Source organism: Proteus vulgaris (genome assembly GCF_011045815.1).
Taxonomy (GTDB): domain Bacteria; phylum Pseudomonadota; class Gammaproteobacteria; order Enterobacterales; family Enterobacteriaceae; genus Proteus; species Proteus vulgaris_B.
This window is the reverse complement of the sequence record NZ_CP047344.1, coordinates 1,724,188-1,738,382: the sequence shown is the minus strand read 5'-3', so window position 1 is coordinate 1,738,382 and position 14,195 is coordinate 1,724,188. Positions and strand designations below refer to the sequence as shown.

Genomic DNA, 14,195 nt, shown 5'->3' with positions numbered 1-14,195 from the left:
CTTCACTATGTTATACCCCAAAGCTCTCACCACATCCGCAGACGTTTTGAGCTTTAGGATTATTAAATTTAAACATTTGATTAAGTCCTTCACGAACATAATCAACAACAAGCCCATCAATGAATGGCATTGCTTTCAATGAAACAAACAGTTTTGCGCCATTATGTTCATACACAATATCATCTTCATTAGGGCCTGCTACGAGTTCAATAACATAACCATACCCAGTACAACCAGAGGGTTTGATATTTAAGGAAAGCCCCTGTTTTTCAGGGTTTTTCTCAACTAAATGGCAAATATGTTTTGCTGCATTATCCGTCAGTACAATGCCTTGCCAAGCTGTGTCGTTAAGAGAAAAAGTTTCAACGTTGTTTGTCATTTCTGACCTCATTTCGAAAGGAGATTGATATCTTTCCTGACACTAATGGTAATGATAACCCTTATCACTTCAACCATGTCTTTTGAAAGGATATTATGCAAATGTATGTTTTTTGTTCTTTTATTGCGTTAAATTTGTTAAGTTTTATTTTTAAAGCTATGTAATATATCACTTTTGTCTTTTTTTATAACAAAAAATAAAACTTTTAATTTTTCTTATAATTCGCACAATAAGCATATAAGTTGCAATATAAATACACTTTATATGTTATCACTGAAATCGAGAGAAAAAAGCATAAAAATATGTATCTACACGATGGTATTTTCAGTACAGACATTTCATTTTTATGCTTGTCATGAGGAATAAGATAGCACCACTGATGGAATAACTTCTTATTGTATTGTGTGTTTGCTGAACTTATTTATTAATTGAAATGGTTTGAATATGTTCTCTTGTACATTCAATAAGTTGTTTGTATTTTTGCTTGTTAGACTGGCTGTTTATTGTACTAATAAATTGTAGTTGCCAAACGCGATTAGTGCTAAGATCTGCCACTAAAACACCTTCATAGCTCACATTTTCTCTTGCCATATTTCCTTCAAAAAGAACATGACGGCTTTCAACACTTGGAATGGTTAATGGTTTTATTGATGTAAAAATCTCATTCATACCATCAATTATCGCAATATTATCAATGATGCCTTGTGCTCCAGCATCCACATCGTAAGTCATTGCATCGGCCATTTTAAAATAAACCAGACGAACTTCTGACAAATCACAAATAGGATTTGATTTATAAACTATCATTTCTGTTGTAACGTCCTGAACATTATCAGGCAATATTTTAAAATAGTTTTCAGTATCCTCTCTGCTCATTGAAAATGAAGTGGGATACGCCATATTAAAACCAGAAATATTTTGTACTGGAATATTACTTATATTGTTACTCGCTTTAGAGGTAGAATTATTATCACATCCGGTGAGTAATAAACCTGCAATTAATAATGCTGCGGTGTTGAATTTTGAAATAGTTAACATTGTGAGCGTCTTTTCTTTTATTATGAAGATAATGATTATCATTAAAAATAAAGTCTAAATAAAGAATAATTTCTATTTTCGTTCTCTATTTTTATTCTTTTTCTCATTATCTATAAACATAAAAACGCACAAAGCGAGTATTTCACTTTGTGCGTTTAATTTTTTACTTTCTTAAGAAATAACCGATGTGGTTAATCTTGAAATACACACTTGACGATCCTCATCATCAAATATTTCTATTGACCACACTTGATGAGAACGCCCTAAATGAATAGGTTTACATACCCCTCTCACCTTACCTTCTCTGGCTGAACGAATATGATTAGCGTTAATTTCTAAACCCACAATTTTCTGTTCCCCTTCGGTACAAAGATACCCAGCAACCGATCCTAGGGTTTCAGCTAAAACAACAGAAGCACCGCCATGCAACAAACCTAGAGGTTGTTTTGTACGATGATCAACAGGCATTGTTCCTTCAAGATAATCATCACCAAGGCACGTTAATTCAATACCTAAATGGCTCATCATATTGTTTTGGCCAATATGATTAAGATGCTCGATTGTCGTTTCACGTTTCCATATCATGGCATAATCTCCAATAGCGCCTGTAGTGGGTGTTTAAGCTCAATATTATCAATACGTTTTACTTGGCTACGACACGAATACCCTGTGCTTAAGCAACGCATTGTCGGCAATGTTTTTAGTGCATTACCCCATGAGAGTTGGTAAATGCCTAATGAGTTTTCATAATTGTTCAGTTCATGTCCATAAGTACCAGCCATTCCACAACATCCAGTACTTACAAATTCGAGTTGTTGCCCATAACGTTGGAAAATTGTCTGCCACTGTTTCATACTTTGTGGTAGTGCCGTCACTTCCGTACAATGCCCGAAAAGATACCATTTTTCAGCATCATCACGAACAGCTATTGGTTCACTCACTAATTTATTTAGCCACTCATGAACTAGTTGAACATTAAAATCACCACGCTTATCACCCAGTATTTCACGATATTCATCGCGATAACAAAGTACTAATGCGGGATCAACGCCCACCATTGGAATGTCTAATTTTGCAACACGATTAAGCATAGTTGACGTTTTTTGTGCTGTTTTACTGAATTTTTGTAAAAAACCTTTAATATGTTGCGCCTTTCCATTTGGTGAAAAAGGCAGTAAAACAGGTTTAAACCCAATTTTTTCAATAAGTTTGATAAAATCCGCGACCACTTTTGCATCGTAATAGCTAGTAAAAGGATCTTGCACCACCAACACATAATGACTTCGTTGCTTATCTGATAAACGTTCTAAATCTTCTAACGTCATATCTAGAGCGTGGTGCCCAGCTAGTTGTTGTTTTAATGTTGGCGATGACAGCAACGGTAAATCTACCATTCCTATGGTATGTTTACTTAATGACTGCACCAAGGTTTGCTTCATAAAAAAATTAAAGAATCCCGGCGCTTTAGCCATGATAGGAGTTGTTAATTCAACATTTGCAACAATATGATCTTTTAATGGCCGTAAATAGCGCTGGTGGTACAATTCAGTAAATTTAGAACGAAATGACGGTACGTCAATTTTAATCGGGCACTGAGTTGAACAGGCTTTACAAGCTAAACAGCCATTCATAGCCACTTTCACTTCATGTGAAAAATCATATTCGCCACGTTTTGCTTTCCATGTATTACGTGTTTTTTCAATCAAACTTCTTAAGCTAGGTTTATTATTTTCTAGGCTAGATCCAAGTTGTTTTGGGCTAACACCTTGCTCTGTTAATAAACGTAGCCACTCCCTTACAAGTGCAGCTCGCCCTTTAGGTGAATGAATGCGTTGCCCACTAATTTTCATGGAAGGACACATCGGGCTTTTCGCATCAAAATTAAAGCAAAGCCCATTACCATTACAGTCTAAAGCCCCTTTAAAATCTTGACGGACAGATAAAGGGATGGTGCGATCAAAGGTGCCTCGTTTAATGGTATCAACTTGTTTCATAGGTTCATCAACCTCTAACGGAGGACAGATTTTCCCAGGATTAAGTCGATTTCGAGGATCAAACACCGTTTTTATCTGGCGAAGTTCGTGATAGAGCGTTTCACCAAAAAATTCAGGGCTGTATTGCGCTCTAAAGCCTTTTCCATGTTCACCCCAAAGTAACCCACCATATTTGGCTGTTAACGTAACAATGTCATCTGAGATAGATTTCATCAGCAATTCTTGTTGTGGATCGCACATATCAAGTGCAGGTCTTACGTGCAATACACCCGCATCAACATGCCCAAACATGCCATAATTGAGTTGATGACTGTCAAGTAACGCTCTAAATTCTGTAATATAATCAGCAAGATGTTCTGGTGGTACACAGGTATCTTCTACAAAAGGAATAGGCTTTGCTTGCCCTTTTGCATTACCTAATAAACCAACCGCTTTTTTACGCATGGCATAAATGCGGTTAATATTCGCTAAATCATCACACACTTGATAACCAATAACACCGCTTTGTCCCTCTTTCATTAATGAGTCTAAACGCTGACATAATGATGTAACTTGAGAATGAATTAATGCTTCATCATCACCCGCAAACTCAACAATATTAAGGCCTTGCATATCTTTATCTGCCACATCCGTGATCAGTTCTTTGACGGAATGCCACACAATATCTTCACGAGCAAGATTCAAGACTTTGGAATCAACGGTTTCAACAGAAAGTGCATTGGCTTTAACTAAAAAAGGTGCGTTACGCAATGCAGAATCAAAAGAATCATATTTTACATTTACTAAGCTACGTTGTTTAGGAATGGGCGTGATATCCAGCGTTGCTTCAGTAATAAATGCCAGTGTACCCTCTGAACCGGTTAAAATTCGCGTTAAATCAAAGCGTTTCATGTCATCACTAAAAACATGACGCAAATCATATCCCGTTAAAAAGCGGTTTAATTTAGGGAATTTTTCAAGAATAAGTTTTCGTTGCTCTTTGCAACGGGATAAAACTGTTCGATAAACCTTCCCAATAGCAGAGCTTTCTTGTGCGATATTCTCGGCTAATGCCGTATCCATGGAGCGGGTTTCAAGGAGTTCGCCACCTAACAAGACCGCCCGAACACCGAGGACATGATCAGAGGTTTTACCATAAACCATAGAACCTTGCCCTGAGGCATCGGTGTTAATCATTCCACCTAATGTGGCTCGGTTACTGGTAGAAAGTTCTGGTGCGAAAAAAAAGCCATAGGGTTTTAAAAACAGATTGAGCTCATCTTTTATCACACCAGCTTCAACTTTAACCCAACGTTCTTCTGGGTTTATCTCAATAATACGTTTCATATAACGAGACAAATCAACCACTATACCATCAGTCAATGCCTGTCCATTGGTGCCGGTACCTCCGCCTCTTGGTGTCAAAGAAAGCGAATGAAATTTGGGTTCATCGACCAGGCGTGTAACAATAGTAACGTCAGCCGTTGAGCGAGGAAAAACCACCGCCTGTGGTAATAACTGGTAAATACTATTATCTGTTGCCATAGTGAGTCTGTCAGCGTAACTGCTGGAGATATCACCGGTGAAGCCATTCTTACGAAGAGTATCAAGAAATTCTGTTGTGAGTTCACTAACTTGCGGTGCTTGCGATATACGTGGGATCATTTGTTATAGCTCTTTAATCTAATAGTCCACATTGCTTAATTTTTGATATTGAAATGTATGCTAAGAGGTACTTTTACTCATTTTGTACTTTCAGACCGATACCTGTTCACCTTATCATACAATTCTGGCAAATTGCGTAGTGATATAAACAACGTGATATTTGCAATGTTTATTCATCTGCTTCTAGCATTTTTATTCGTGTAGGGATTTAAAACCATGGAAAAACCGCAGATCCATACAGATATACCCAAAGTTTTATTCACTGTTCTTTTTATTTCTTTTTTTATTATCGCCAGTTTTTGGATACTCAATCCCTTTATTGTGGGTTTTATTTGGGCTGGAATGATTGTTGTTGCCACATGGCCTTTACTCCTTATTATTGAAAAACGAGTAAAATATCGTTGGCTATCTACCATGATAATGATGATCTTGATATTACTGATTTTTGTTATCCCTATTATCTTGTTAATTAGCAGTGTTATTGATAATAGTGCCCCACTAATTGAGTTAGCTAAGTCACCTTCGAATATTCAGCCTCCTCAATTATTATGGCTTAATGATATCCCGATGATAGGAAGCAAGCTTTATGATACATGGCACTCTATTCTCGTTTCTGGTGGTAATGCGTTAATTGCCAAAATTCAACCTTATGTTGGGCAAGCCGCCAACTGGTTTTTTGCTCAAGCCCTAAATATCGGTCGATTTGCTCTGCATTTAGGGGTGATGTTGTTATTTTCTGGCTTACTGTTTTTACAAGGTGAGAACGTTGTTGCTTGGTTACGTCATTTTGCTATTCGCTTAGCAGGTCAACGTGGTGATGCGGCCATATTACTAGCATCAATGTCTATTCGTGCCGTTGCTCTAGGCGTGGTATTAACTGCCTTAATTCAAGCCATTGTCGGCGGCATTGGCCTTGCGGTATCAGGTGTACCTTATGCCACAGTACTTACCGTTATCATGTTCATTTGTTGCCTTGCTCAAATAGGCCCTTTATTAGTGCTAATCCCTTCTGTTCTATGGTTATTTTGGACTGGTGATACAACTTGGGGCATTGTCATGGTGATTTGGGGAGGTGCAGTGGCAACTATGGATGGTGTATTACGCCCATACTTAATCAAAATGGGGGCTGATTTACCGATGGTATTAATTCTAACGGGGGTTATTGGCGGCATATTGACATTAGGTATGATTGGATTATTTATTGGTCCTGTTGTTCTTGCTGTTACACATAGTTTATTAAATGCATGGATTAATGAAGTACCAAAGCCTAATCCTGATCTAACTGAAACCGTAGAATTTATGAATAAAAACTTTATTGAGAAAGAATAAATAATAATGGAGCATGTAAGTGTAGCTACTTACATGCTCTAAAAATAATAGACTGAAGTTTAATAAAGATTATCAATTTAGGAATGAATTATTATATTTTTATATTCAAACTTACAATTTGAAACAAATTACATTTTTTTAAACCTGTTTGTTACCAGCTAGTTATATTCACTTTGAAATAGACTAATATTATTTTTATTGAGATAATTCTTAGAGCATAATTAACTCATTTCTCTTAATATAAATATCAACGAAACAAATGTTTCACCGAATTAATGATTTCGCCTTTCATATTAATAGATTAATTGGCGGAATTAAAGAATATAAAATATTGCTGTGTGTAGTCTTTGCCTGTCAGCCCATGATAGGCTTTTTTTTTGCCTATTATTTAATAATTGTATAAAAAAAGCTCACATTATTTTGTGAGCTTTCATTTATAACCTTTATATTAATTCTATTGTGCTAATTTCACCCAAGTTTTAATTACGGTATCTGGATTTAAAGATAAACTATCAATCCCTTCTTCCATTAGCCATTGTGCGAAATCTTCATGATCAGAAGGTCCCTGACCACAAATACCCACATATTTACCGTTACGTTTAGCTGCTTGGATCGCCATTGATAACAGCGCTTTTACCGCGTCATTACGTTCATCAAATAACGAAGAAACCACTCCTGAATCTCGGTCAAGACCTAATGTTAATTGGGTCATATCATTAGAACCGATAGAAAAACCGTCAAAATGCGCTAAGAATTGATCGGCTAATAGTGCATTTGATGGAATTTCACACATCATAATCACTTTTAAGCCATTCTCACCACGTTTTAAACCGTTTGCAGCTAATTCTTCAATAACTTCTTCAGCTTGGCGTACCGTACGAACAAATGGGATCATCACTTCAACATTATCTAACCCCATATCGTTGCGAACACGTTTTACCGCTTCACACTCAAGCGCAAAACAACGACGGAAATCATCGGATACATAACGACCTGCTCCACGGAATCCTAACATTGGGTTCTCTTCATCCGGTTCATAACGGTCACCACCAACTAAGTTGGCATATTCGTTAGATTTAAAGTCAGACAAACGAACAATCACACGTTTAGGCCAGAATGCTGCCGCCAATGTTGCAATCCCTTCTGTTAATTTACTAATGTAATATTCAACAGGAGATTCATAGCCAGCCATCATCTCATTAATTTCAGCTTTTAATGCTTCGCTTTGATCGTCATACTCTAATAATGCACGAGGATGGACACCAATCATACGGTTGATAATAAATTCTAAACGCGCAAGCCCCACTCCGTCATTTGGTAAACCAGCAAAATCAAATGCACGATCAGGATTACCGACGTTCATCATGATTTTCAGATCAAGTTCAGGCATGTTATCGATTGCGGAGCTTTGAATAGAAAAATCTAGTTTGCCATCATAGACAAATCCCGTATCACCTTCAGCACAAGAAACTGTAACGACTTGCCCTTCTGTAATACATTCAGTGGCATCACCGCAACCTACAACAGCAGGAATACCTAATTCACGAGCAATAATCGCAGCATGACATGTTCTACCGCCACGATTTGTCACAATCGCAGAGGCCTTTTTCATAATTGGTTCCCAATCTGGGTCTGTCATGTCAGTAACCAGTACATCACCAGCTTCAATTCTATCCATTTCATTTAAGTTATGAATAACTTTGACTGTGCCTGTACCAATACGATGACCAATAGCACGGCCTTCAATGATTACAGAGCCACTTTCATTTAACTGATAGCGTTCCATCACTTGCTGGTTAGATCGAACAGTTTCAGGGCGAGCCTGTACTATGTACAAACGACCATTATGCCCATCTTTAGCCCACTCGATATCCATTGGACGACCATAGTGGCGCTCAATCAATACAGCTTGTTTTGCCAACTCTTGAACTTCATTATCTGTCAAAGAGAAACGATTGCGCAGTGATTCTGGCGTATCTTCAATACGTACTTGTTTACCATGCTCTACACTGTCTGCGTAAACCATTTGGATTTTTTTAGAACCTAAGTTACGACGAACAATTGAAGGTAGGCCTTTTGCTAAAGTTGGCTTGTGTACATAAAACTCATCAGGATTTACTGCTCCCTGAACAACCATTTCGCCTAAACCATAAGCTGATGTAATAAAGACAACTTGATCGAAGCCTGATTCAGTATCGATGGTAAACATCACACCAGAAGAGGCAAGATCAGAACGCACCATACGTTGAACACCTGCAGATAACGCAACACCGCGGTGATCGTAGCCTTGATGGACACGATAAGAAATTGCTCGGTCATTAAATAACGAGGCAAATACATGTTTAATCGCAACGAGAATGGCATCAATACCTTGAACGTTTAAAAACGTCTCTTGTTGGCCCGCAAAAGAAGCATCAGGCATATCTTCTGCAGTTGCAGATGAACGAACGGCAAAAGAAGCTTCTGACTCACCTTCACTTAATGTGAGATAAGCATCGCGAATATCTTTTTCAAACTGAGGCGTAAAAGGTGTATCAATTACCCACTGGCGAATTTGATTACCTGCTTGAGCCAGTTGATTAACATCGTCAACATCAACGCTATCAAGTAATTCATAAATACGCTGATTGATACCACTCTGTTCCAGAAAATCATTAAACGCTTGCGCTGTGGTAGCAAACCCATTAGGAACAGAAACACCCAGTTCCGCGAGGTTTGTGATCATTTCACCGAGGGAAGCATTTTTCCCACCAACACGATCAACGTCATTCATACCTAATTGGTTATACCAAAGTACATTGCACGGGGTGAGGCTATTGCTGGACATTGAGAACAATCCTTTTTTAAACAATTATGAGAGAGAGAAAAAAAGAAAAACCCGCTGTCAAAACGACAACTTAAATAAGCGTATCACAATGTTATAGTGAATATAGAAAGGTGAATCGATCAACCAGAAAACTTTATTTTTTTATCCTTTATAATCACTAAAAATGCTATAGATAATGTTGTTTGATTCGCTAATTCAGCTAAAAAAAGGTGAGCGTTATGATATTAAGCTTAAATTCTATTAATTGTGATAATAATGAACCCATTGATAGAACAGTCTTTTTTATCTCTGATGGTACAGCTATTACAGCTGAAGTTTTAGGCCACGCCGTACTTTCTCAATTTCCACTAAGAATGAAAAGTTATACATTACCTTTTGTTTCTACGGTGGAAAGAGCTGAAGAAATAAAACAGAAAATCTCTGAAATTTATAAAAAGAGTGGCGCTAAACCCCTTGTTTTTTATTCTATTATTAGCCCTGAAGTTAAACGGGTAATAAATAGTAGTGAAGGTTTTTGTCAGGATATTGTGCAATCTCTTGTATTACCGCTTGAAAAAGAAATGGGTATTCAAGCCTCACCAAAATTAAATAAAACACACGGGTTAACAGAGAAAAATCTTAGTAAATACGATGCCCGTATTGCGGCTATTGAATACACGCTTTCTCACGATGATGGAATATCATTACGTAATCTCGATCAAGCACAAGTTATCTTAATTGGTGTTTCTCGTTGTGGTAAAACACCCACCAGCCTCTATTTAGCTATGCAATTTGGTATTCAAGCGGCCAATTACCCATTTACTGCTGATGATATGGATTTTTTAAAACTCCCTGCTGAATTAAAAGAGTATCAACATAAATTATTCGGTTTAACCATTGCACCAGAACGTCTTGCTGCTATCCGAGGTGAACGTCGTGAAAATAGCCGTTATGCATCAATTCGCCAATGTAGAATCGAATTAGCCGAAGTCGAAGCCCTTTTTAGAAAAAACAATATTCCTTATCTCAATACCACAAATTATTCTGTTGAAGAAATTTCAACTAAGGTAATTGATTCTATGGGATTAGCGAGAAGAATGTTCTAAGTCTTAACCATATTTTTTTATTGGTTTTTCTCTAATAACGCTGTTGAAATTAGCTGAATTTCGTTTATTGTGATCTTAATCACTGGGTAGACTTACCCTGTATATTTATTGAGATGAATTATGTTAAAGACAGACGAACTACGGACTAAGGCTTTAGACAGTCTGGTGACACCAGAAACCTTAGCAAAAGAGTTCCCCATTTCTGATGAGATAATCCAAAATATCACATCAGCACGTAAACGAATTGAAGCTATCCTCACTGGTGAAGACAAGCGGCTTTTAGTGATTGTGGGTCCTTGTTCTATTCATGACCCCAAAGCAGCCAAAGAATACGCCACGAAACTTAACCAACAAAAAGAACGCTATCATGACCGCTTAGAAATTGTCATGAGAACCTACTTTGAAAAACCGCGTACGGTTATTGGTTGGAAAGGTTTAATCTCTGATCCTTATCTTGATAATTCTTGCAATGTAAATGAAGGTATCCGCCTTGCAAGAAAATTATTAATTGAGATAAATACATTAGGTTTACCAACTGCAACCGAGTTTCTTGATATGGTAACTGGTCAGTATATTGCTGACTTAATTAGTTGGGGTGCTATCGGCGCAAGAACTACAGAGAGTCAGGTTCATCGTGAAATGGCATCTGCACTTTCTTGTCCTGTGGGCTTTAAAAATGGTACGGATGGTAATACTCGTATTGCTATTGATGCAATTCGTGCCTCTCGCGTTGGTCACACTTTCTTATCACCTGACAAAAATGGCCGCATGACAATTTACCAAACTAGCGGTAATCCTTATGGGCACATTATTATGCGAGGTGGTAAAAAGCCAAATTATCATGCAAGTGATATTGCAGATGCTATTGATGCACTAAAACAAGTGGATTTACCTGAGCATCTTATTATCGACTTTAGCCATGGCAATTGTGAAAAGATCCATCGCCGTCAATTAGAAGTGGCTCGCAATGTCAGTCAACAAATTAAAGATGGCTCACAAGCAATTGTTGGCGTGATGGCTGAAAGCTTTTTACAAGAAGGCTCGCAAAAAGTCTTGCCAGAAAAACCTCTTGTTTATGGACAATCTATTACTGACCCATGTTTAAGTTGGAATGATACCGAGCAATTGCTTGAATTATTAGCACAAGCCGTTGAAAGTCGATTTTAATAAACTTACTTCTTAAGGGGATAATCCTATCCCCTATTATTTTTCTTCTATATTCATTCTATATTGATCTTATTTTTCGGTAAAAAGATAAACCTCTTTTATTCCTTTGTTTTAAATTTCACCACATACCGCTTTATCACTCACAATATGACTTAAATTTACCTGTTTACGTTAAAAAAAGCTTGTCTAAATATATTTGTTAACGATAATGATTATCATAATGATAACGCTTATTACTCTTAGTGTAGTTATGAATAAAAAAGCCAACAATTTGGATAGTTCATTAGTTAAACAGGACTCTCATTCTTCAATAATTCAATCTATTAATAGTATTGAATTATTGGGCAAAGATGGCGTGGTTTACATTCAACATAACGGAGATTTATATCAACTACGTCAGACCAAAGCAGGAAAACTGATCCTGACTAAATAATCATTTTTGACAATAACTCGCAAGCCACCTATCGATTCAGCTAGGCAGCCAGCTAAATAACTCCATATACAAGGACTTTCTATGGATATTTATGGTATGTGTATGCTGAAAAAATATTTCAAATATTCAGGTATAGCAACAGCACTTTGTCTGTTGTATTCCCCTATTGCCTCTGCACACTCTGAAAACACACAAACGGACTCTCTTACCGTCATTGAGTATAAAGATAACCAACCTACTGACTTTCATTCTGTCATTGATATCACGTCAGCAAAAACACAAACCGCATCTACAACGGGTGAAGTACTAAAAGATGTTGCGGGTGTGACACTATCAGGCACAGGTATTGCTAATGGTGCTAACATTTTGATGCGAGGTTATGATCAAAAAGGCGTCAAAATTCTGGTCGATGGGATACACCAGCCTTTAGAAAATACCATAAATAATTTAGGAGGCATTTTTCTTGATCCTTCTTTAATTAAACGTGTCGATGTAAAACATGGCGCCTCTTCTACCCTACATGGTGAAGGTGCAATGGGTGGTGTAGTCTCTTTTTCTACCCTTGATCCACAATCAATATTAATGACGAATAGAAAACTAGGCGCTAAATTATTTAGTACTGTTTCATCTGCTGATCGTCATCTTTCTTACGGTGGTATTATTGCGGCAAGGCATGATATCGCTGAAGCTATACTCGCTTATAATCAACGCCAACGTGGTCCAATTATTCTAGCCAATGGCGAGAAAATGGAAAATCACGAACACGTTAAAAATTTCTTTGCGAAAACCTATTTATACCCAACAGAAAACCAAACGCTGATCTTTTCAGCTCGCCATTATAATAATGAAGGAGAACAGCGTGAAGTGCTACATCGCATGGGTGGCTACGGCAAAAATAACAGCAACCAAATGCAACGTGAAACACAGCAAAAAAATTATGCAGTGACTCACCATTATGCTTCTGATACCAACTCATGGCTAGATTTAACAACCTATCTTTATTACTCACGATTTAAGATTGACCAAACGTATTTAACTGATACCAAACTGACAACATCAGAATTAAAAAATAATGTTCAAGGTAAAGTTGGTACCTTCGAATCTCGGACACAATCGACATATGGTATGAAACTTGAAGATCATGCCAAAATCAACTGGTTCGATAAAATCAATCAATCTGTCATTGTGGGAACAGAAGTTTATCAGCAAGAAATGGTTTCTAATGAGCAAGCAAAAAACTTTCCCTTAGCAAAAATGCATTATCTCGCGGGTTGGTTACAAAATACCTTAAGTACACCGGTCATTCCTTTAACACTCACTACGGGTATTCGTTATCACTACTATAAAAACATACCAGGTAAAGGAATTGATCCTTTTTTTAGTAAGTTTTCCTCTGGAGCATTACAAGCTAAAAAAAATGCCTCTAGTTATCAAAAAACTACGGAGAATATTACGTTAACACTGACGCCAACACGCTGGTTACAACTTTATTCTTCTTATTCAACGGCATTTCGTGCTCCGACATTAAATGAAATGTTTAATGATTCATTTCATTTCAAAATGGGCTTTTTTAATGCGCATTGGGTACCTAACCCTGATTTACAACCAGAAAAAAATAGCACATGGGAACATGGCGCCCACTTTTCCTTCCAAAATCTGTTATCACATCATGACAAGCTAACCTTGAAAACAGCTTATTTTGATACAAAATCAACCGACTACATTACTTATGGTCCTTGGCATACGGGGTCACTTGCAGGCAAATTAAACCTACAAGCTTTTAATATTCCTAGAGCATTAATTGAAGGTGTTGATCTTAGTCTTCGTTATTCGCATCCATTGATTTCTATGGGATTAAGCTATAACCGTACTCATACTCTTGAATTAACCACACATGAAACCATTTCCCCTGTTCGCCCTGAAGTATTAACTACCTTTATTCAGCTTCCAATAGCTAAAACACCATTTTCATTAGGTTGGTCAGCTCAATTTGCCAGCACTACGGCAAATAAAGGTTCACATAAAGGTCAAGCACCTCATGTAAAAGGGAAAACTACAAATCGCATGCAAGAGCTTGTTCAGCAATATCCTGGCTACGGTATTCATGATTTTTCAATCAGTTATCAATCAAATAACAATAAAGATATTCAAGCCACTTTAGTGCTCGCTAATACATTTAATCGAGAATATTACTCTGCATTAGGTGTACCTCAAGAAGGCAGAAATATCAAAATGTCCGTCAGTTATCGCTGGTAGATGAGGAGCAATGATTTACATAACAAAGGGCTGTTTAAACAGC

General features: G+C 37.2%; 10 protein-coding genes. 5 read left to right on the top strand and 5 right to left on the bottom strand.

Annotated features, from left to right (window positions below):
- Nucleotides 1–10: 10 nt before the first annotated feature.
- The 4 genes from sufA to ydiJ form a co-directional block, all read right to left on the bottom strand.
- On the bottom strand, nucleotides 11–379 hold the full coding sequence (sufA, locus tag GTH24_RS08125) for a Fe-S cluster assembly scaffold SufA (RefSeq protein ID WP_072070322.1): 369 nt from the start codon (nucleotides 377–379) through the stop codon (nucleotides 11–13).
- A 417-nt stretch (nucleotides 380–796) separates the two neighbouring features.
- Nucleotides 797–1,417 (bottom strand): hypothetical protein, encoded by a 621-nt coding sequence (locus GTH24_RS08120; RefSeq protein ID WP_072070324.1) that lies wholly within the window; start codon nucleotides 1,415–1,417, stop codon nucleotides 797–799.
- 171 nt (nucleotides 1,418–1,588) lie between these two features.
- On the bottom strand, nucleotides 1,589–2,002 hold the full coding sequence (gene menI / locus GTH24_RS08115; protein WP_072070326.1) for a 1,4-dihydroxy-2-naphthoyl-CoA hydrolase: 414 nt from the start codon (nucleotides 2,000–2,002) through the stop codon (nucleotides 1,589–1,591).
- Nucleotides 1,999–5,055, bottom strand: a complete 3,057-nt coding sequence (gene ydiJ / locus GTH24_RS08110; RefSeq protein ID WP_164526209.1) for a D-2-hydroxyglutarate dehydrogenase YdiJ — start codon at nucleotides 5,053–5,055, stop codon at nucleotides 1,999–2,001. The genes menI and ydiJ overlap by 4 nt, the downstream gene beginning before the upstream one ends.
- A 216-nt stretch (nucleotides 5,056–5,271) precedes the next feature.
- On the opposite strand from ydiJ, the gene ydiK reads away from it, so the two are divergent.
- Entirely contained in the window at nucleotides 5,272–6,384 is a 1,113-nt protein-coding gene (gene ydiK / locus GTH24_RS08105; RefSeq protein WP_072070328.1) for an AI-2E family transporter YdiK, read from the top strand.
- Between the two features lie 454 nt (nucleotides 6,385–6,838).
- Here ydiK and ppsA read toward each other — a convergent pair whose 3' ends face one another.
- Nucleotides 6,839–9,211: a phosphoenolpyruvate synthase gene (gene ppsA, locus GTH24_RS08100; protein ID WP_072070330.1), complete on the bottom strand. Its 2,373-nt coding sequence runs from the start codon at nucleotides 9,209–9,211 to the stop codon at nucleotides 6,839–6,841.
- Nucleotides 9,212–9,429: 218 nt separating this feature from the next.
- On the opposite strand from ppsA, the gene ppsR reads away from it, so the two are divergent.
- From ppsR to GTH24_RS08080, 4 genes are all read left to right on the top strand, one after another.
- The gene (gene ppsR / locus GTH24_RS08095) at nucleotides 9,430–10,296 is read left to right on the top strand and encodes a posphoenolpyruvate synthetase regulatory kinase/phosphorylase PpsR (RefSeq protein WP_115349637.1); all 867 of its coding nucleotides are present in this window, start codon (nucleotides 9,430–9,432) and stop codon (nucleotides 10,294–10,296) included.
- 120 nt (nucleotides 10,297–10,416) lie between these two features.
- On the top strand, nucleotides 10,417–11,463 hold the full coding sequence (locus GTH24_RS08090; protein WP_072070331.1) for a 3-deoxy-7-phosphoheptulonate synthase: 1,047 nt from the start codon (nucleotides 10,417–10,419) through the stop codon (nucleotides 11,461–11,463).
- A 208-nt stretch (nucleotides 11,464–11,671) separates the two neighbouring features.
- Nucleotides 11,672–11,896, top strand: a complete 225-nt coding sequence (gene hemP / locus GTH24_RS08085; RefSeq protein WP_072070333.1) for a hemin uptake protein HemP — start codon at nucleotides 11,672–11,674, stop codon at nucleotides 11,894–11,896.
- A gap of 81 nt (nucleotides 11,897–11,977) precedes the next feature.
- Nucleotides 11,978–14,152 (top strand): TonB-dependent receptor domain-containing protein, encoded by a 2,175-nt coding sequence (locus tag GTH24_RS08080; protein WP_164526208.1) that lies wholly within the window; start codon nucleotides 11,978–11,980, stop codon nucleotides 14,150–14,152.
- Nucleotides 14,153–14,195: the final 43 nt, after the last annotated feature.